The organism is Hymenobacter coccineus (assembly GCF_001816125.1).
Taxonomy (GTDB): domain Bacteria; phylum Bacteroidota; class Bacteroidia; order Cytophagales; family Hymenobacteraceae; genus Hymenobacter; species Hymenobacter coccineus.
In genome coordinates this window covers 25,023-43,667 of record NZ_MDZA01000222.1, presented here as the reverse complement: position 1 = coordinate 43,667, position 18,645 = coordinate 25,023, and the positions used below count along the sequence as shown (strand labels likewise).

The 18,645-nt window shown below is 61.1% G+C and carries 16 protein-coding genes; 11 read left to right on the top strand and 5 right to left on the bottom strand.

What is annotated here, in order from left to right; translation table 11 throughout:
* Window positions 1-60: 60 nt before the first annotated feature.
* Together BEN49_RS13390 and BEN49_RS13385 are read left to right on the top strand one after the other, a co-directional pair.
* Entirely contained in the window at window positions 61-930 is an 870-nt protein-coding gene (locus tag BEN49_RS13390) for an SDR family oxidoreductase (protein ID WP_070744191.1), read from the top strand.
* A gap of 293 nt (window positions 931-1,223) precedes the next feature.
* The gene (locus BEN49_RS13385; protein WP_083326080.1) at window positions 1,224-2,708 is read left to right on the top strand and encodes a Dyp-type peroxidase; all 1,485 of its coding nucleotides are present in this window, start codon (window positions 1,224-1,226) and stop codon (window positions 2,706-2,708) included.
* A 90-nt stretch (window positions 2,709-2,798) separates the two neighbouring features.
* Here the strand turns inward: BEN49_RS13385 and ahcY are convergent, their stop codons facing one another.
* Window positions 2,799-4,118 carry an adenosylhomocysteinase gene (gene ahcY / locus BEN49_RS13380; protein WP_070744189.1) on the bottom strand — a complete coding sequence of 440 codons (1,320 nt, stop codon included), beginning with the start codon at window positions 4,116-4,118 and terminating at the stop codon, window positions 2,799-2,801.
* Window positions 4,119-4,232: 114 nt separating this feature from the next.
* On the opposite strand from ahcY, the gene BEN49_RS13375 reads away from it, so the two are divergent.
* The 3 genes from BEN49_RS13375 to metK all read left to right on the top strand — a co-directional run bounded on the left by BEN49_RS13375 (window position 4,233) and on the right by metK (window position 7,501).
* Complete coding sequence (locus BEN49_RS13375; protein ID WP_125916853.1) at window positions 4,233-4,856, top strand: hypothetical protein; 624 nt, start codon at window positions 4,233-4,235, stop codon at window positions 4,854-4,856.
* 54 nt (window positions 4,857-4,910) lie between these two features.
* On the top strand, window positions 4,911-6,158 hold the full coding sequence (locus BEN49_RS13370; RefSeq protein ID WP_070744185.1) for a class I SAM-dependent methyltransferase: 1,248 nt from the start codon (window positions 4,911-4,913) through the stop codon (window positions 6,156-6,158).
* Between the two features lie 80 nt (window positions 6,159-6,238).
* Complete coding sequence (metK, locus tag BEN49_RS13365) at window positions 6,239-7,501, top strand: methionine adenosyltransferase (protein WP_070744183.1); 1,263 nt, start codon at window positions 6,239-6,241, stop codon at window positions 7,499-7,501.
* A gap of 113 nt (window positions 7,502-7,614) precedes the next feature.
* On the opposite strand, the gene hpf is transcribed toward metK, so the two are convergent.
* The 4 genes from hpf to BEN49_RS13345 all read right to left on the bottom strand — a co-directional run bounded on the left by hpf (window position 7,615) and on the right by BEN49_RS13345 (window position 10,507).
* Window positions 7,615-7,917 (bottom strand): ribosome hibernation-promoting factor, HPF/YfiA family, encoded by a 303-nt coding sequence (gene hpf, locus BEN49_RS13360; protein WP_068236493.1) that lies wholly within the window; start codon window positions 7,915-7,917, stop codon window positions 7,615-7,617.
* 46 nt (window positions 7,918-7,963) lie between these two features.
* A complete protein-coding gene (locus BEN49_RS13355; RefSeq protein WP_070744181.1) occupies window positions 7,964-8,842 on the bottom strand; it encodes a tyrosine-type recombinase/integrase in 879 nt (292 codons plus the stop codon).
* A 152-nt stretch (window positions 8,843-8,994) separates the two neighbouring features.
* Window positions 8,995-9,189, bottom strand: coding sequence for a 30S ribosomal protein S21 (gene rpsU, locus BEN49_RS13350; protein ID WP_068236499.1), 195 nt, complete (start codon window positions 9,187-9,189; stop codon window positions 8,995-8,997).
* A gap of 178 nt (window positions 9,190-9,367) precedes the next feature.
* A complete protein-coding gene (locus BEN49_RS13345; protein ID WP_070744179.1) occupies window positions 9,368-10,507 on the bottom strand; it encodes an acyl-CoA dehydrogenase family protein in 1,140 nt (379 codons plus the stop codon).
* A gap of 250 nt (window positions 10,508-10,757) precedes the next feature.
* Here BEN49_RS13345 and BEN49_RS13340 point away from each other — a divergent pair, with 250 nt between their 5' ends.
* The 6 genes from BEN49_RS13340 (at window position 10,758) to BEN49_RS13315 (ending at window position 18,544) form a co-directional block, all read left to right on the top strand.
* Window positions 10,758-11,669, top strand: coding sequence for a polysaccharide biosynthesis/export family protein (locus BEN49_RS13340; protein WP_070744177.1), 912 nt, complete (start codon window positions 10,758-10,760; stop codon window positions 11,667-11,669).
* Window positions 11,670-12,361: 692 nt separating this feature from the next.
* Entirely contained in the window at window positions 12,362-14,230 is a 1,869-nt protein-coding gene (locus BEN49_RS13335) for a polysaccharide biosynthesis tyrosine autokinase (RefSeq protein WP_070744176.1), read from the top strand.
* A 27-nt stretch (window positions 14,231-14,257) separates the two neighbouring features.
* A complete protein-coding gene (locus BEN49_RS13330) occupies window positions 14,258-15,040 on the top strand; it encodes a tyrosine-protein phosphatase (RefSeq protein ID WP_070744173.1) in 783 nt (260 codons plus the stop codon).
* Between the two features lie 3 nt (window positions 15,041-15,043).
* Window positions 15,044-16,030 (top strand): NAD-dependent epimerase/dehydratase family protein, encoded by a 987-nt coding sequence (locus tag BEN49_RS13325; protein ID WP_070744171.1) that lies wholly within the window; start codon window positions 15,044-15,046, stop codon window positions 16,028-16,030.
* 210 nt (window positions 16,031-16,240) lie between these two features.
* A complete protein-coding gene (locus BEN49_RS13320; RefSeq protein WP_239691929.1) occupies window positions 16,241-17,608 on the top strand; it encodes a tetratricopeptide repeat protein in 1,368 nt (455 codons plus the stop codon).
* 105 nt (window positions 17,609-17,713) lie between these two features.
* Window positions 17,714-18,544, top strand: coding sequence for a phosphosulfolactate synthase (locus BEN49_RS13315; protein WP_070744276.1), 831 nt, complete (start codon window positions 17,714-17,716; stop codon window positions 18,542-18,544).
* The last annotated feature ends 101 nt before the right edge of the window (window positions 18,545-18,645 follow it).

The following is an 18,645-nucleotide window of genomic DNA, read 5'->3' as shown; positions in this document are numbered from 1 at the left end:
TCGGCACCGCGGGCCGTCGTGCCGCGTATTAGGCCCCAGTACTTTTCCCTTTCTCCCATTATGGCTGACTTGAAAGACCAAATCATTCTCATTACCGGCGCCACGTCGGGCATCGGCAAAGTCACGGCCGAGACGCTGGCCCGCCAAGGGGCCCACGTTATCCTACTGGGCCGCAACCGCCTGAAAACCGAGCGCACTCGCCAGGAAATCATCGATGCCACCGGCAACCAGCGGGTAGACATGGCCCTGGCCGACCTCTCGTCGCTGCAAGAGGTGCGCGACGTGGCCGCCGAAATCAACGCCCAGTACCCGCGCCTCGACGTGCTGGTGAACAACGCCGGCCTGATGCTGGGCGCCGAGCGCGAAGTATCGGCCGACGGCTACGAGCTGACGCTGGCCACCAACCACCTGGGGCCCTTCCTGCTCACGAGCCTGCTGCTGGATTTGCTCCGCAAAAGCCCGGCCGCCCGCATCGTGAACGTGGCCTCGATGGCCTACCGCTTCTCCAAGCCCACGCTTGATGATTTCCAGTCGGAGCGTAGCTACAGCGCCATGTGGGAGTACGGCACCACCAAGCTCTGGAACATCATGTTCACCCAGGAGCTGGCCCGGCGGCTGCGCGCCCACGGCATCACCAACGTGACCACCAATTCGCTGCATCCCGGCGCGGTGGCCACCGGCTACGGCCAGCAGTCGGGCGGCTGGCTGTCGGCCATGCTGGCCCTGGGCCGGCCCTTTATGCTGTCGCCCGAGAAAGGAGCCGAGACCAGCATTTTCCTGGCCTCCGACCCCAGCGTGGCCACGGTCAGCGGCGGGTACTACAGCAAGAAAAAGCCCGAGCCCGTGAAGAGTAGCTTCAACACACTGGCCAACAGCCAGCGCCTGTGGAAAATGAGCGAGGACCTGACCAAGACGGAATTTCTGGACTAACCCAGCTTCGTAACACGCTTTACAGCAGCCGCTGGCGCATTGCGTCGGCGGCTGTTTTGGTTTAGGCGGTGTTCAGATTAGGGCCCTGGCATCCGCCGCTGGCCCGCCGGACCATGCACAGGATTGAATGTCGTTGTGGGGTACCCGGCTTGGCCAGGAAAAAAATAATGTGGGAAAAGAACAATTTTCTTCCATATAATATTTAATATATTAACTTTGATATATAACAAATTGTCAGGACGCTGACGGCTGTGTTGGCAGTATTTCTCTCCTTTCTTTTCCCTCCCAACCACATGGCAACAAACATTGACCTTGATCAGCGCGGCATCAGTGAGCACGGGCCGGAATTCGCGGCCATCGCGCCCGAATTGCAGGCCAACATCCTCAAATCGCACGGGCGGCGGCACACGGCGCAACTCTTTTTCCGCTTTGGCCACGGACAGCAGCCCGCGGCCCGGCTGTTTCTGGAAGAGTTTGCCCACACCGAAATAACCACGGCCCAGCAGCAGCAGGCCGATACGGCGCAGACCAAGATTGACGGTCAACAGCGCTTTGTGGTGACCCTGCTGCTGAGTGCGGCAGGCTACGCGTACCTGGACGTGCCGCTGGACAAGCGCCCCGGCGACGCCCGGTTTGCCGGCGGCATGAAGGCCGCCAATGCCGACTTGCTCGACCCGCCCGTGGCGACCTGGGACGGGGGCTACCAGGGGGCCATCCACGGCATGGTGCTGGTGGCCCTCGGCGAGCGCACCCGCACCCGGCTCGACCAGCACGTGCGGGCCATTGTGAAGCGCCTGCGCCACAAGAGCCCGAAGGGCGACCGGCTGGCCACGGTGCTGTGCGTGGAGGAAGGCGACAGCATTCAAAACGACGACGGCCAGGACATCGAGCACTTTGGGTACGTGGACGGCATCAGTCAGCCCAAGTTTTTTGTGGAAGAAATGGCCGGCCTGGACACCACCAACTGGGACCCGTTGATGCCCATCAGCCTAGTACTAACCCCCGACCCGGCGGGCAGCGTCGACAATTCCTTCGGCAGCTACTTCGTGTTTCGCAAGCTGGAGCAGAACGTGCGCGGTTTCAAGGAGCGGGAAAAGCAGCTGGCGAAAGAGCTGTTTGGCGATGAAACCAGCGAGCTGGCGGGGGCCATGGCCGTGGGCCGCTTTGAAAATGGCACGCCCGTTACCCTCAGCGACGACGACGTGCGCATCCACAACATTCCCATTCCCAAACCCGACTTGGGCAAGCTCAACAACTTCAACTACGACACCGACCCGGGGCAGCGCTGCCCCTTCCACTCCCACATCCGCAAGAGCACCCCCCGCGGCGACTCCGTTGGCCTGGGCGACACCCTCGAGGGCGAGAAGAACCGCATGATGGCCCGGCGCGGCATCATCTACGGGCACCGCTTTGTGCACCCCAACCAAGCCGAATTTGAAGAGATGCCCACCAAAGGCGTGGGCTTGCTCTTCATGAGCTTTCAGCGCGACTTGGCTGCGCAGTTCGAGTTTATCCAGCGGCAATGGGTGAACAATGCCGAATTTTCCCGCGCCACCCCGCCCACCGGCCTCGACCCCGTCATTGGGCAGGGGCCCCTACCCGACGGTGTGCAGCGCTACGCCACTACCTACGGCGACCCCGCCTCCACCCAGGCGGCCAGCGCTTTCGGCGGGTTCGTTACGCTGAAGGGCGGCGAGTACCTGTTTGCGCCGTGCATGTGCTTTCTGCGCCACGCCACCAGCGCCGCCACGCAGCAGCAAATGGCCATGCAGCACTGAGGCGAGGCCACTAGCTGGGGCCCCGAAAGCCATCAAAAAAGCCCCGCCAGCGCAATGCTGGCGGGGCTTTTTGCTGAGGGCTGGGGCCCCCTAGTAGCGGTACAGGTCCGATTTGAACGGGCCGTCCACCGTCACCTTGATGTAGTCAGCCTGGTGGGTCGTCAGCTCGTCCAGCTCCACGCCAATTTTGGCGAGGTGCAGGCGGGCCACTTTCTCGTCCAGGTGCTTGGGCAGCGTGTACACTTGGTTGGTGTACTGATCGTTGCGCTCCCACAGCTCAATCTGGGCCAGCACCTGGTTGGTGAACGAAGCCGACATTACGAACGAAGGGTGGCCGGTGGCGCAGCCCAGGTTCACGAGGCGGCCTTCGGCAAGGATGATGACCTCCTTGCCGTCGATGTTGTAGATGTCCACCTGCGGCTTCACCGTGTCCTTGGTGTGGCCGTAGTTGCCATTCAGCCACGCCATGTCAATCTCGTCGTCGAAGTGGCCAATGTTGCACACAATGGCCTTGTCCTTCAGGCTGCGGAAGTGCGTCTCGGTGAGGATGTCGCAGTTGCCGGTGGCCGTCACCACAATGTCGGCTTCCTTCACGGCGTTGGCCAGCTTCTTCACGGCGTAGCCGTCCATGGCTGCTTGCAGCGCGCAAATAGGATCAATCTCCGTCACGATAACGCGGGCCCCAGCACCAGCCAGCGAGGCGGCGGTGCCCTTTCCTACGTCGCCGTAGCCGGCTACCACAGCCACTTTGCCGGCCATCATCACGTCGGTAGCCCGGCGGATGGCATCCACGGCCGACTCTTTGCAGCCGTACTTGTTATCAAATTTCGACTTCGTTACCGAGTCGTTCACGTTGATGGCGGGGAAAGCCAGCGTACCGTTTTTCACGCGTTCGTACAAGCGGAGCACGCCGGTAGTCGTCTCTTCCGACACGCCTTTAATGCCAGCGGCCAGCTCGGGGTAATCGTTCAGTACCATGTTGGTGAGGTCGCCGCCGTCGTCGAGGATCATGTTCAGCGGCTGCTTGTCTTCGCCGAAAAACAGCGTCTGCTCGATGCACCAGTTGAATTCTTCCTCGTTCATACCCTTCCAGGCATACACCGGGATGCCGGCGGCGGCGATGGCCGCAGCGGCGTGGTCTTGGGTCGAGAAGATGTTGCACGACGACCACGTTACCTCGGCACCCAGCGCTTTCAGGGTTTCGATGAGCACGGCGGTTTGGATGGTCATGTGCAGGCAGCCGGCAATGCGAGCCCCCTTGAAGGGCTGCTGCGCGCCGAACTCTTCGCGCAAGGACATCAGGCCGGGCATCTCGGCTTCGGCGAGGCGGATTTCCTTGCGGCCCCACTCGGCCAGCGACATGTCTTTTACCTTGTAGGGAACGTAGGTGTTCGTTTTGGTTTCCACCATGATAGAGGTTGTTTGGTATGGTCGGGTTCAACCACAAAGATACGGCAATTGTTTCGGGGCCCCGGCCACCAAGGGCCGTCATTTAGTGGGTGCGGGGGCGCCTATCTTTGCCTTATGCACTATTCTATCCCGGCGTTGAATCGAGCCCGCCGCCTATCCTTTAGCGTGTTTTTATTGGCTTTGTCTGCGGTGGCCCCGCGCTTGGCCGCCGCCCAGGCGAACCCCGCCACCGTGCGGCTCCAGCCCGACGATGCGGCGCGCGGCCTCAGTGGGCCCCAGCACAACTTCTACTTTCTGCCCCCCGGCAAAACGGGCGAGGACTACCAAAATGCCGGCTTCTTCGGCCAGAAGCTGCGCCCCTACCTGGGCACCAACGCCGAAGCCCTGAGCAACCTGACCGATTACCGCCGCCAGAAAACCCTGTTCCTCGCCGACCGCCTGGTGGCCGTGGGGGCCCTGGGTTTGTACGGCAGCCAGGTGTTTACTAAAGACGGAGGCCAACAATACTTCAACGGTGCGCAGCAAGTGGCGGCGGGCCTATTCGTGGCGAGCTTACTGGCCACCATCCCCATCAACCGGCACACCAACAAGCACTTGCAGCAAGCCGTATCGGCCTACAACAACGGCCTGACGGGGGCCCAAGGCTCGCAGTGGCAGCGGTGGAGCCCCAGCACGGCGGGCCTGCGCCTGGGGCTCCAAGGCACGCCGCTGCTGGCCCTGGGCTGGAGCCTGCGCTAGACCGCGGGGCACTATTTGTGCTGCCCGCGGCGTTTTTCCCGTATACCCGCTTACATGGAATTCCCTTTGCCCGAGGCGGCCCGTCGCTACGTGGCCGCGCATTTGCACGACGACCCCGCCCACCTGGCCTTGCAAGCCCGCCGCCACCCCGGCCTACCCGTTCCCGAGCTGGTACGCCAAATCCAGGCCCGCCAGAAGGCCCAAAGCAAGCTCCCCGCCTGGGCCGCCAATCCCGACCTGGCTTTTCCGCCCGCCCTGTCGGTCGAGCAGGCCTCGTCGGAGCGCACGGCCACCTTCAAGGCTGGGCTCGTGGACGGCGAGCGGCTGGCCGACCTCACCGGCGGCTTTGGAGCCGATGCGGCGCATTTTGCCGCCCGCGTGGCCCAGGTCGATTACGTGGAGCGCAGCCCGCAGCTGGCGGCCGTGGTGCGCTACAATTTCCGGCTGCTCGGCATTGACAACGTGGCAGTGCATCACGCCGACGCGCTGGCGTTCCTCAAGGCCACGCCCCACCACTACGACTGGATTTACCTCGACCCGGCCCGGCGCGACACCGCTTCGCGCAAGATTTTCCGGCTCACCGACTGCGAGCCCGATGTGCTGCACCTGCTGCCGCTGCTGCTGCATAAGGCCGACCGCGTGCTGCTCAAAACCTCGCCCATGCTCGACATCGAGCAGGCCGTGCAGGAACTGAAGCACGTGCGCCGCCTCTGGGTGCTGGCCTTGGATAATGAAGTGAAGGAGGTACTGTACGAGCTGGGCCCCGAGCCCGCCGTAGACCCCGAGCGCTTCGCCCTGAACCTGCGGCGCGACGGCACCCGGCAGGAGTTCCGCCTCAATAAAGCCCGCGAGGCCCGGGCCGTGCCGCGCTACGCCGAGGCCCAGCAGTTCCTCTACGAACCCAACGCGGCCGTGCTCAAAGCGGGGGCCTTTCGGAGCATCGGCACCGCGTTTGAGCTCCTGAAGCTGCACCAGCACAGCCATTTATACACATCAGCCACGCTGCGGGCTGATTTTCCGGGGCGTATTTTCCGGGTGCTGGCGGTGGAGAAGGCCGATGGCGCGGCCTTGAAGGCGCACTTGGGCCCCGAGGCCCGCGCCCACGTCACGACCCGCAATTTCCCCGATTCGGTGGCCGATTTCCGGCTGCGCACGGGCATCCGCGAGGGCGGCGACACGTATTTGTTTGCCACCACCGACTTGCGCGGCCGGCCCGTGGTGCTGGTTTGCGAGAAAGCCGTACTGCCCAGTTTGGCCGATGCCGCCCCAGCGGGGCCCGCGCCTTCGGGCGGCGTGGCGTAGTTTTGCCGTTCGCCCACGCGGTGGCTTTGACCGCGTAAGCGGTTGGTTTTTTTGCTTTTTATTGCTTCTCTTCCCGTTCTATGCCCTACCTGTTCACCTCCGAATCGGTTTCGGAAGGCCATCCCGATAAAGTTGCGGACCAGATTTCCGACGCCATCCTGGACGAATACCTGCGGCAGGACCCGGCCGCCAAAGTAGCCTGCGAAACCCTGGTGACCACCGATTTCGCGCTGGTGGCCGGCGAAATCAAATCGACGGCCCGCGTGGACGCCGAGCCTTTCATCCGGGCCACCATCCGCCGCATTGGCTACGACAAGCCCGAGTACCTCTTCAACGCCGACACCTGCGAGGTAATGAACCGCCTGCACGAGCAGTCGCCCGACATCAACCAGGGCGTGGTGCGCGCCACGGCCGAAGACCAGGGCGCCGGCGACCAGGGCATGATGTTTGGCTACGCCACCCGCGAGAGCGACAACTACATGCCCCTGGCCCTCGACCTCTCGCACCGCCTGCTGCAAGAGTTGGCCGCCATCCGGCGCGAGGCTCGCGACATGCCTTACCTGCGCCCCGACGCCAAGAGCCAGGTCACGATTCGCTACGCCGACAACGGCACCCCGGAGGCCATCGACACCATCGTGGTGAGCACCCAGCACGACGAGTTCGACGCCGACGAGGCCACCATGCTGGCTAAAATTAAGGCCGATGTGCAAGCCGTGCTCGTACCGCGCGTGCTGGCCAGCTTGGGCCCCGACGTGCAGAAGCTCTTCACCGACGACATCACCTACCACATCAATCCCACGGGCAAATTCGTTATCGGGGGCCCCCACGGCGACTCAGGCCTCACCGGCCGCAAGATCATCGTGGATACCTACGGCGGCAAAGGGGCCCACGGCGGCGGTGCCTTCTCGGGCAAAGACTCGAGCAAAGTGGACCGCTCGGCGGCCTACGCCACCCGCCACATTGCCAAAAACCTGGTGGCCGCTGGCGTTGCCGACCACGCCCTCGTGCAAGTGGCCTACGCCATCGGCGTGGCCGAGCCGGTGGGTGTGTTCGTAGACACTTACGGCAGCACTAAGGCGCTGGGGCCCGACGGCAAACCGCTGTCCAACGGCGCCATCGCCAGCAAGGTGAAGGAGCTGTTCGACCTGCGCCCCTACGCCATTGTGCAGCGCCTAGGCCTGCAAAATCCTATTTTCGGTGAAACCGCCGCCTACGGCCATATGGGCCGCACGCCCGGCAGCAAGCAAGTCACCATGCCCAATGGCGAGGTAAAAATCTTCGAAACCTTTACTTGGGAAAAGCTCGACTACGTGCCCAAAATCAAGGCAGCCTTCGGCCTGTAAGGCCCGCGGTTAGTTTTTCGGTAACGAAAGGGGCCCCGACTGAGTGAATCAGTTGGGGCCCCTTTTTTATGTGGATGGCTGACGGTTGGCAGACGCCGGCCGTTGGTTCGGTACTAGTGGGTTTGCAAGGTTTTTTCCTTGTGCTTCACAATTTGGCGGCGCAGGTTTTCGGTGGCCGCATCGGTCGCGGCTTCGAACGAAGTAGCATCTTCCTCGCTGAACAGGGTGCCGCCGGGTACCAGCAGCTTTATCTCGACGGTTTTATTGGCCGCGCCATCTTTGTTATTGACTCGCAAAATAACTTCTCCGCCGGTCACTTTATCGTAAAAGGTTTCCAGCTTATTGAGCCGCTGCTGGATAAAATCGAGCAGCTTTTGGTCGGCAGTGAAATGCACCGCATTCATCTGAACTTTCATAGGGCGAAGAAGGAATTGAGGGTGAAGAAATTAGCAAACCCCGCGTTTAAGCCCGCGGGTGGGCCTGATCAAATACGGATTTTAGGCGGTCGACGGACATATGGGTGTACACCTGGGTGGCCGCCAGGCTGGCGTGGCCCAGCAGTTCCTTGATGGCGTTGAGGTCGGCGCCCTTGCCTAGCAAGTGCGTGGCAAAGGCGTGGCGCAGCGCGTGCGGGTGCTGCTGCGCCGCCGACGTGGTGACGGTGCTCAAATATTGCTTCACGGTACGGTACACGTGCTTTTCGTAGAGCGGCGCGCCCTTATCGGTGAGCAGCAGGGGCCCCGGCAGGGCCCCAAACTCGTGGGCCCGGCGGGCTTGGTACTTGGCCAATACTTGCAGCAGTGTGGGGTTAAGCGGCACGAGGCGCTGCTTGTTGCCCTTGCCCGTGACGCGCACCGTGCCGCCGGGCAGGCTCACATCGGCCGCCTCCATGCCTAGCAGCTCCGAGAGGCGGATGCCCGTGCCGTACAGCATCTCCAGCACCAGTTGGTCGCGTTGCCCGGCAAAGGAGTCTTCAAACTCAAACGAGTTCAGCAGCCCATTCAGCGCCGCCTCGGGCACGAATTCGGGCAGCTTTTTAGCCATTTTGGGGGCCTTGATGCGCAACATGGGGTTGGCCGCAATGGCGTTGGTACGCAGCAGGAATTTGTAGTACGAGCGCAGGCAAGCCACTTTTCGGTTTACGGTGCGCGGGTCCAGGTCTTGCTGCATCAGGGCCACCACCCAGCCGCGGATGGTGTGGTGCGTGGCCTGCTGGGGGCCCTCCGCGTCGCCTTCCGCCAGCAGGTAAGCGGCAAACTGGCCCAGGTCGGTGCGGTACGAAAGCACAGTGTGCGGACTGTAGCGCCGCTCGAACTGCAAAAAATCAAAAAACGCCTCCATGCGAACAACAAAAAAGCCCGGCTTGTGGGGCCGGGCGTCCAAAGTACTATTTTTTTATTTACCCGCGGCATTTAGCCTTAGCCGATTCGAAAAAACCGGCTGGCGGGCCCCAAGGGGCCAACCAGCCGGTTTTTTATCCACAAAACAGGAGCCTATTCGTTGGGCGTGCCGTAGGTGGCCAGCTTGTACACAGCCTTCTGCTTCAGCTTGCGATCCGTCACGCTCGGCTTCTGGAAGAACGTGCGGCGACGCAGCTCTTTCAGCACACCGGTGCGCTCGAATTTCTTTTTGAAGCGTTTCAGGGCGCGGTCAACCGACTCGTTGTCTTTGATTTGGATGATGATCATATCAGGGATTTCGAAAAAATGTCAGGCGGGAAGCCGAGTAAATCGGGCCGCAAAGATAATCATTGATTAGTAATGATTAACCGCGATTACGCTGTTTTTTTTTCAGCGGGCCAGTCCAGAGCCATCGCTAAGCAGAAAAAATCAGCGTAATCACGGTCAACCAGGCAAAATCACTGATTTACTTCAGCAACGTGCGGGCAATTACCAGTTTCTGAATTTCACTGGTGCCTTCGCCAATGGTGCACAGCTTGGCGTCGCGGTAAAACTTCTCTACCGGGTAGTCCTTGGTATAGCCGTAGCCGCCAAAAATCTGCACCGCTTCGTTGGCCACGCGCACGCTCACCTCGGAGGCGTAGAGCTTGGCCATGGCCGATTCGCGGTTCACGTTCAGGCCGGCGTCCTTCATCTCCGCGGCGCGGTAGGTGAGCAGGCGAGCGGCTTCGATTTCGGTGGCCATGTCGGCCAGTTTGAAGGCGATGCCCTGGAACTGGCTGATGGGCTTGTTGAACTGCTGGCGCTCCTTGCTGTACTGGATGGCCGCGTCCAGGGCCCCCTGGGCAATGCCCAGGCTGAGGGCTGCAATGCTAATGCGCCCACCGTCGAGCACCTTCAGCGACTGCACAAATCCCTCCCCTACCGCGCCGATGACGTTCGCCACGGGCACGCGGCAATCGGTGAAAATCATTTCCGTGGTTTCGGAAGCGCGCATGCCCAGCTTATTCTCCTTGCGTCCGGCCGCGAAGCCCGGCGTGCCGCGCTCCACGATGAAGGCCGTCATGCCGTGCGAGTCGCCCACCTCGCCGGTGCGGGCAATGACCACGGCTACGTCGCCGGACTTGCCGTGGGTAATGAAGTTTTTGGCCCCGTTCAGCACGTAGGCGTCGCCGTCGAGCGTGGCCGTGGTGCGCATGTTGCCGGCATCGGAGCCCGTGTTGGGCTCGGTGAGGCCCCAGGCCCCCAGCCACTCGCCCGAGGCCAGGCGGGGCAGGTACTGCTGCTTCTGAGCTTCCGAGGCGTGCTGCAAGATGTGGCCTGTGCACAGCGAGTTGTGCGCCGCCATGCTCAGGCCAATGCTGCCGTCGATGCGCGACAACTCGGCAATGGCCGTCACGTACTCGGGATAGCCAAAGCCGGCCCCACCGTACTCGGTGGGCACCAGCACACCCATCAGCCCCAGCTCGCCCAACCGGCGAAACACGTCGCGGGGAAACTCCTGGCTTTCGTCCCACTCCATGATGTGGGGCTGAATGTACTGGGCCCCAAAGTCGCGCACCATTTGCGCAATCAGGGTTTGGTTCTCGGTGGCTACGGCTTCCATAAGCAAGTGATGGGTGGGAATAAGAGAATAAGAATCAGGACTAAAACGCACAGCTAACTAACGCTAGTTCGTGATACGCAAAAGTACGCCCCTACCAGTTGAAAATCTTAAGGTTGCCTCCCATATATAACGCATTGCATCAGCCGCATGAAGCAAACGTGTTACTTTTGAAGCTTTTCAGGAGCATTCTGCTAATCCCCGACGAACGTTCCGTTAAATCATTCCTATTATCAGCACCTTTTTGGTCTGCATGTCCCCTTCTATTTCCGGCCGTTTCGGGCAACTCTTCCTTGGCTGCCTGCTGACCGCACTGCTGTTCTCTTCGTGTGCTTCGACGCGCTACTACAACCAGCGCACCATGTTCCGCCTCACCGACGAGCGCGGCCGGGCCATCGATACAGCCAAGCTCCGAGTAGCGGTGAACCGGACAGCGCGCAATTACCTCATCCAACCCAACGACTACCTCGAAGTCCGCGTCAACACCAATAAAGGCGAGCGGATTCTGGACCCCAACGGTGAGTTGCAATTTGGCGGTACGGGTGGGGCCCCCATTACCGGAATGACCGGCGCCAACGGTGGCTCGTCGGGCGGCGGACAGCAAGGCTCGGGAACCTCTTTTTTGGTGCAGGCCGATGGCACTGTCAGGTTGCCTTTAGTGAACCGAGTAAGGGTGAGTGGCCTTTCGCTGCTTCAGGCCGACAGCGTGCTCCAGATCAGCTACGGCAAATACTACGTTGAGCCTTTTGTAATGACGCGCGTGACCAACAACCGCATTATTTTACTGGGGTCCCAGGGTGGCCGGGTCATTCCGCTGACGAACGATAACATGAACCTGCTCGAAGTGCTGGCCCTAGCCGGCGGCGTAGACGGCGGGGGCGGGGGTGGTAGTAGCTTGTATAGGTACGGTGGCCGGGCTGACAATATTCGCATTATCCGGGGCAATTTGAAATATCCTCAGATAGAGCAGATAGACCTGACCACAATTTCCGGTATGCGGCGCGCCAATTTGCAAGTGGAGCCAAACGATGTCATTTACATCGATCCAATTCGCCGCCCATTATTGGAAAACCTGACTGATTCGGCACCCATTATCGGGTTTGCAGCCAGTATTACTTCACTGGTTATTACAATTACTTACTTGGTTATTAACAATAGCAAATAATAAGAATCGGCAAAACATCTTTTTATACAATTATTGATTATAATAGAATTATCAAACCCATCAAAATGGCTATAAACGAGAATGCGGAGCTAGAGGCTCTTATCCGCAACGCCATCGACGGTGGCACGGAGCCACCTACTGCCGCAACCGTTGGCGTGGCGGCCGACGAAGAAGCCGATGGTGGGCTGGATTTATCCACGCTGGCACTGGTGGCGCGGCGCAGCTTGCTGTGGCTGCTATTGCTGTTAGGCCTAGGAGGGTCCGCAGCTTGGCTGTATTTACGTTACACTAAACCGGTATTTAAGTCTACTTCGCTGCTTAAGATAGACCAACGCAGCGAAGCTGGTGTAGTGGGGCTAGGTGGGCCTACTGCTGATCCCCGCGCTGGCAGCAAGCTAGCTGGTGAGGTTCAGTTGATTAAATCAGAAATTATCTATAGACAACTGCGCGATTCGCTGGATTTGTACGTGAATTATTACGTACAAGGCACGGTACTGGAAAGCGAGCTGTATGGTATTTCACCGTTCCGGATTGCGTATACAGTTAAAGACGAAGGGCTGTATAACCAAAAAATCAGCCTAGCATTTATCAGTGCTACGCGCTACAGCATTAGCTACAGCGGACCGGGAACAGCCTTGGATGGGGAGTATGAGCTTGGGAAACAGGTAACGCTACCTGGCCTCGATTTGAAGGTGACGCCAACGCAATACTTTGGGCCCGCATCCTTAGCTGCAAAATACCATTTCACCATCCAAGACCAAGGCACGGTAAATGCCTACTTAGAAAAAAATCTGGCCGTCGATATTTCGAGCGCCGACGCAAACACCATCCAGATTTCTTTTACAGACTTCAACCCTAGGAAGGCCCAGCGCATCGTCAATAAGGTTGATACGGTGTACCAGCGGGCTAAGGTGTTGCGCGAGCAGGAAAACACCGCCCGCACGCTTCGCTACCTCGACCAACAGCTTGAAGTTAATTACGATAATTTGGAGCGTGCCGAGAACCGCTACCAAGGTTTTGTTGAACAAACGAAGACGTACGACGTGAGGTCGGAGGTGGCGGCGCTAGCTGCCAAGGGCGAGGACTTAGAGGAGCAACGGCTGAAGCTGAACCAAAACCTTGTGTTGCTGAGCGACATATCCCGTATGGTGCAGCAAACCCACATTACCCGGAACGAGGAGGAGACGGTAGAGCAAAGCATCCCGGGCCTAGGAGACATCAACGACCCCGTGCTGAGCCAACTGTTGGGTCAACTCAACGGCATGCAGTGGGACCAGGAGCGGGTAAGGCGCTCTTATACTGGGGCCACCGAGGCCGTGCAGCAGAAGAATGCGCAGATGGATTACACCTTGAGTAGTATTTTACGGCAGATTACGCAGGCGCGCAAAGCTTTAGCCAACAGAATCGCGCTGCTCGACCGGCAGCAAAACAAGCTTGACGCTAAGCAACAGGGGCTGCCTAGCCGGGCTACCGAGCAGGCCCGCTTGCAACGTCCGCTCGCCTTGGCCGAGGGAACGTACACCATGCTGATGGGCAAAAAAGTAGATTACAACATCCAAAAAGCCGGCACCACTGCTGACTTCCAGATTTTGTTTCCTGCTTCAGAACCGCGGGTACCTATTTCGCCGGTTCGGCTTATGGTTTACGCCATTGGGCTGGCCGGGGGCCTGTTTCTAGGGCTTGGGCTGATAGCCGTGCGGTACCTGCTGCACAACACCATCACGAACACCCGCGAGTTGGAGCGTAGCACCCAGGCCGCCGTGTTGGGCGTGATTCCCACCTACGACAAGGAAAAGATGGAGGTGTCGCGCCTAGTGGTGAACGACAACCCCAAATCGGCCATTTCCGAAGCCATCCGTTCCATTCGCACCAATCTGGACTTCATCAGCTCTGCCAAGAAAAAGCGGCTGATTTCGGTGACGTCCACGATATCGGGCGAGGGCAAAACGTTTGTCACGGTTAACCTGGCCGGTATTATTGCCATGTCGGGGCAGCGCGTGATTGTGCTCGACCTCGACATGCGCAAGCCGAAGGTGAACCTGGCGTTTGGGGCGGAAAACGTGAAGGGCGTGAGCACCATCCTGATTGACCGGCACTCGGTGGCGGAATGCATTCAGCACACGTCCATCGACGCGCTGCAATTCATCTCGGCGGGGCCCACGCCACCTAACCCGTCCGAGCTCATCCTCAGCCCCCGGTTCGACCAGATGTTGAATGAGTTGTATGAAAGCTACGATGTGGTGATGATCGACACGCCGCCGGTGGGGCTGGTAACCGACGGCATTCTGATCATGCGGCGGGCCGATATTCCGATTTACATTGTGCGGGCCGATTACTCCCGCAAGGCCTTCATTAAGAATATGAACCGCCTGATGCGCACCAATAACCTCACCCGCATGTGCACTATTCTCAACGATGCCCAGTCGAAGGGCGCGTATGGCTACGGGTACGGGTACGGGTACGGCTACGGTAGCGGCACGTACGGCCAAGGCTATTACGAGGACCACGGCTCGGCGCCCCCCCCCACGCTGGCGCAGAAGCTGGGCCGCCTCTTTAAGTAGGTCTTTTCAGGGCCCCGACCTATACCGATGGCTACTTTTTGGCAACGGCTTTTTGGCCCGGCCGCCGCACCCGTTGCCGCGGGCCCCGCGCCGGATGGGGCCCTGGCGGCGCTGGGCACCGACATGCACTCGCACCTGCTGCCGGGCCTCGACGATGGTGCGGCGACGCTGGAAGACGCGCTGGCCCTGCTGCGCGAGCTGCGCCGGTTGGGGTTTACGCGGTTGGTGATGACGCCCCACATCATGGGCGATTTTTACAAAAACACGCCCGAGAGCATCCGGGGGGCCCTGGGGCTGCTGCGCACGGCGGCCGCCGCCGCGGGCCTGGGCGATGTGGTGCTGGAGTGCGCGGCGGAGTATTACCTCGACGAGTTTCTGGGGCAAAAGCTGACGGATGGCACCGAGATGCTCACCTTTGGGGGGCCCCAGCGCTACCTGCTGTTCGAGACGTCGTACCTGAACGAGCCACTTAATTTATTCGAAACCATCTTCGAGCTGAAGGCGCAGGGCTACCAGCCGGTGCTGGCCCACCCCGAGCGCTACACCTACCTCTACGGGCGGCTGGCCGACATTGAGAAGCTACGCCGCGACTACGGGGTGCTGCTGCAAGTCAACCTGAATTCGCTGGCCGGCTACTACTCGCCCGCCGCGCAGAAGATTGCCGAACAGCTGATTGACGCGCGGCTCGTGGACTTTGTAGGCACCGATACGCACCACCTACGCCACACCTCCACGCTGGGCCGCAAAGTAGCGGCCTCCCCCTACTACCAGCGGCTTTTGAATTTGCCGCTGCTTAATAAAACGCTCTGATTCATGGTTTTTGTCACGGGCGGCACCGGGCTCATCGGTTCTTTCTTGCTGCGGGCCCTGCGGGCGCGGGGACTGACGGTGCGCGCCCTGCACCGGGGCCCCGTGCCCGCCGATGGGGCCCCGGGCGTGGAGTGGCTGGCCGGCGACCTGCTCGATACCGACTTGCTGCGGGCGGCCCTCACGCCCGACGTCACGCACGTGTTTCACTGCGCCGGGCTGGTGTCGTACGCGCCGCAGGACGTGGAATTGCTTCAGCGCGTGAACGTGGACGGCACGGCGGGCGTGGTGGACGCGTGCCTGGAGCGGCCGGGCATCCGGCTGGTGCACGTGTCGTCGGTGGCGGCGCTGGGCACGCCCACGGCCCCGGGGCCCCAGGTAGTGACGGAGGCCGCTACCTGGGACCTCGGGGCCGCCCATCCCGCCTACGCCACCAGCAAGTACTTGGGCGAGCTGGAGGTGTGGCGCGGCGCGGCCGAGGGCTTGTCCACCGTCGTCGTGAACCCGTCGGTGGTGCTGGGGCCCGGCGACTGGCACCGCAGCAGCACCCGCCTGCTGCGCTACGCCTACGAGCAGCACCGCTTCTACACCAGGGGCCTGGTCAACTTCGTGGACGTGCGCGACGTGGTGGCCCAGCTGCTGGCCCTGGCCCTGGATTTGCCCACGGTGCGCGACCAGCGCTTCATCCTCAGCGCCGGGGCCCTGCCGCTGGGCGACTTCTTTGGGCAGGCGGCGGCGGCGCTGGGCCGGCGCCCGCCCACGTTGGCCGTGCCCGACTGGGCGGCTGAGGGCATCTGGCGGCTCGAGCACGTGCGGGCTTTGCTAACGGGGGCCCGGCCGCTCATTACCCGCGACACGGCCCGCGCCGGCCGCTACCCCATTACCTACGCCAGCGCGCGGGTGCAGCAGGCAACGGGACTTTCCTTCAAGCCCTTACCCGAAACCATTGCTTGGTGCGCGACCAATTTGGTGGTAACCCCACCGGCAACGTAGCTTTAGCTAATAATGGCTTATCCATCCGCAGCGGGGAGTTTTTTCGTTAATCGCACGGATTTTGGGGAATATTGTTAGTAATATTGGTTAAGTCCCGGTGCCCACCGGTTGCACTGCGCCCGGCTTTAGCGGCCGGGCCGGGTCGCACCAGCCCCGGGGATTAGCGGCGATACTATGCGAATGAACGAACATTATGAAAACCACCGAGCCGTGCTTGACACCGTTCGGCGCTTCGAGCAAATGCAGGCCCGCCAAGAGTCTGTTTTCTTCGACCTGGAAGACTTTGAATTAATCATTGACCACTACGTCACCAGCGCCCGCTTTGAGGAGGCGCTGCAGGCGTGCGAAGCCGCGCTCGGCCAGTACCCTTTCTCCACCGAGCTGCTTATTGACCGGGCCCAGGTGACGGCCATGCGCGGCGACTACACCGAAGCCGAGCGCCAGATTGACCACGTGGCCACCATCGACCCCACCAATGCCGACGTGGCCGTGACGCGGGGCATCATCAGCACCCAGCGCGGGCAGTTTGCCGAGGCCGTGGCGTTTTTTCAGGTAGGGCTGGAGCAGGAGCCTGAGCGCGACGACATCCACTTCAACCTGGGCCTGGCGTACCAGAGCTGGCAGAAATTCAAGAGCGCCGCCAAGCACTACAAGCAGAGCCTACGCCTGAACCCCGACAACGAAACCGGCGTGCAGGAGTTGCTGCACTGCCTGGAAATCAGCGGCCGCTTGGAGGAGCACCTGGAGTTCTTCCAGAAATTCACCGACGACGACCCCTACGCGGCCATGGCTTGGTACAACCTGGGCCAGTACTGGTACCGGCGCGAGGACTTCACGAAGGCCGCCGAGGCGTTTGATTACGCCATCGTCATCAGCCCCGATTTTTACGACGCCCACCATTGGCTGGCCGACGCCTTTGTGTGCCAGGAGGAATTCCGCAAGGCCATTGCTGAGTTTGAACTGAGCTATGCGCCCGGCGAGCCCACCGACGAGGCCCTGTGCAACATCGGCGAGTGCTACGAGAAGCTGCGCGAGTGGGACTCGGCCCGGCGCTTCTACCGCCAGGCTTTGGAGGTGAACCCGGAGATGGACGAAGCCTGGTTTGGCCAGGGTGTGCTGATGCAGGAGCAGGAGCGCTGGATGGAAGCCATCCACTTCTTCCGCAAGGCCACCGAGCTGTACGGCGAAAGCGGCGAGTACTGGGCGGCGCTGGGCGCGGCCGAAAACCAGGTGGGCAACGTCGTGAGTGCCCTGGAGGCCTACGAAAAAGCCACCGAAGTGGCCCCCGAGGAAGCCCAGGGCTGGGTGAACTGGAGCGCTATTCTCTACGAGCAGGGGCACTTTGGCGAGGCCGCGGCGCTGGTGCAGCACGCCGTGGAGCTGCACCCCCACGAGGCCCATTTCCACTATATGCGCTGCGCGTACTTGCTGGCCGACGGCCACTTGCGCGAGGCGTACCAGTCGCTGGAAACGGCCCTGGCCCTGAACTACGACCAGCACACGCTGCTGTTCGATTACTTCCCTGAGCTGCGCCGCCAGCCGGCTTTGTTGCGCCTCATCGATCAGCACCGTTCGTAGCGGTGAGGCCCCCGTTGCTATTTTTGTGCCTGCCTGCCCTTCGGGGTGGGCAGGCTTTTTGTTTTTTGCCGCACTTGCCGGCCCATTTTCCGCTTGTTTTTGCCCATGAATTACTCGATTAACCAACTCCCCGACCGCACCGCCAAGCCCCGCGAGCAAGGCTATACCATGGTGATGGACAAGGGCATGAGCCTGCGCGAAGTGGAAGACTTTCTGGAAGTGGGCGCCGCTTACACCGACGTGGTGAAGCTGGGCTGGGCCACGTCGTATGTGGTGCCCAACCTGAAGCGCAAGCTGGAAATTTACCGGTCGGCCGGCATCCCGGTGTACTTCGGGGGCACGCTGTTCGAGGCCTTTATCATCCGCAACCAGTTCGACGACTACCGCCGCCTGCTCGACCAGTACCAAATGGAGTACGCCGAGGTATCGGACGGCAGCATCGACCTGGCCCACGACCGCAAGTGCGAATTCATCCGCGACCTGAGCAAGACCGTGCGGGTGCTGAGCGAAGTGGGCAGCAAGGACGCCGAGAAGATCATTCCGCCCTACAAGTGGATCTCGCAGATGGCGGCCGAGCTGGAAGCTGGCGCCATCAAGGTCATCGGCGAGGCCCGCGAGGGCGGCAACGTGGGCCTGTTCCGCAGCACCGGCGAGGTGCGCTCGGGCTTGGTAGAGGAGATTCTGACCAAGATTCCGGGCGAAAAAATCATCTGGGAGGCCCCGCAAAAGGCCCAGCAGGTGTGGTTCATCAAGCTGCTTGGCACCAACGTGAACCTAGGCAACATTGCTCCCAACGAAGTGGTGAGCCTCGAAACCATCCGCCTGGGTCTGCGCGGCGACACGTTCACCGACTTCCTCGACATGGACGCGGTGGACCCAATGTTCCACCCCGCCGCCAAAACCAGCAAGCCCGGCACCTCCATGCCCCGCGGCTAGCCCGGGGCCCCGGCCCGTCTTTACCGAAACGCTGGTCTCTTGGCAGGGGCCAGCGTTTTGACTGTCCGGGCTTTGCGCCGGGGCGGTTTTCTTTGTTGTCT

What these genes read in the sequence shown, in the direction of transcription:
- BEN49_RS13390 (WP_070744191.1), top strand. Translation starts at nt 61, where the DNA reads ATGGCTGACTTGAAAGACCAAATCATTCTCATTACCGGCGCCACGTCG.
- BEN49_RS13385 (WP_083326080.1), top strand. Translation starts at nt 1,224, where the DNA reads ATGGCAACAAACATTGACCTTGATCAGCGCGGCATCAGTGAGCACGGG.
- ahcY (WP_070744189.1), bottom strand. Translation starts at nt 4,118, where the DNA reads ATGGTGGAAACCAAAACGAACACCTACGTTCCCTACAAGGTAAAAGAC.
- BEN49_RS13375 (WP_125916853.1), top strand. Translation starts at nt 4,233, where the DNA reads ATGCACTATTCTATCCCGGCGTTGAATCGAGCCCGCCGCCTATCCTTT.
- BEN49_RS13370 (WP_070744185.1), top strand. Translation starts at nt 4,911, where the DNA reads ATGGAATTCCCTTTGCCCGAGGCGGCCCGTCGCTACGTGGCCGCGCAT.
- metK (WP_070744183.1), top strand. Translation starts at nt 6,239, where the DNA reads ATGCCCTACCTGTTCACCTCCGAATCGGTTTCGGAAGGCCATCCCGAT.
- hpf (WP_068236493.1), bottom strand. Translation starts at nt 7,917, where the DNA reads ATGAAAGTTCAGATGAATGCGGTGCATTTCACTGCCGACCAAAAGCTG.
- BEN49_RS13355 (WP_070744181.1), bottom strand. Translation starts at nt 8,842, where the DNA reads ATGGAGGCGTTTTTTGATTTTTTGCAGTTCGAGCGGCGCTACAGTCCG.
- rpsU (WP_068236499.1), bottom strand. Translation starts at nt 9,189, where the DNA reads ATGATCATCATCCAAATCAAAGACAACGAGTCGGTTGACCGCGCCCTG.
- BEN49_RS13345 (WP_070744179.1), bottom strand. Translation starts at nt 10,507, where the DNA reads ATGGAAGCCGTAGCCACCGAGAACCAAACCCTGATTGCGCAAATGGTG.
- BEN49_RS13340 (WP_070744177.1), top strand. Translation starts at nt 10,758, where the DNA reads ATGTCCCCTTCTATTTCCGGCCGTTTCGGGCAACTCTTCCTTGGCTGC.
- BEN49_RS13330 (WP_070744173.1), top strand. Translation starts at nt 14,258, where the DNA reads ATGGCTACTTTTTGGCAACGGCTTTTTGGCCCGGCCGCCGCACCCGTT.
- BEN49_RS13325 (WP_070744171.1), top strand. Translation starts at nt 15,044, where the DNA reads ATGGTTTTTGTCACGGGCGGCACCGGGCTCATCGGTTCTTTCTTGCTG.
- BEN49_RS13315 (WP_070744276.1), top strand. Translation starts at nt 17,714, where the DNA reads ATGAATTACTCGATTAACCAACTCCCCGACCGCACCGCCAAGCCCCGC.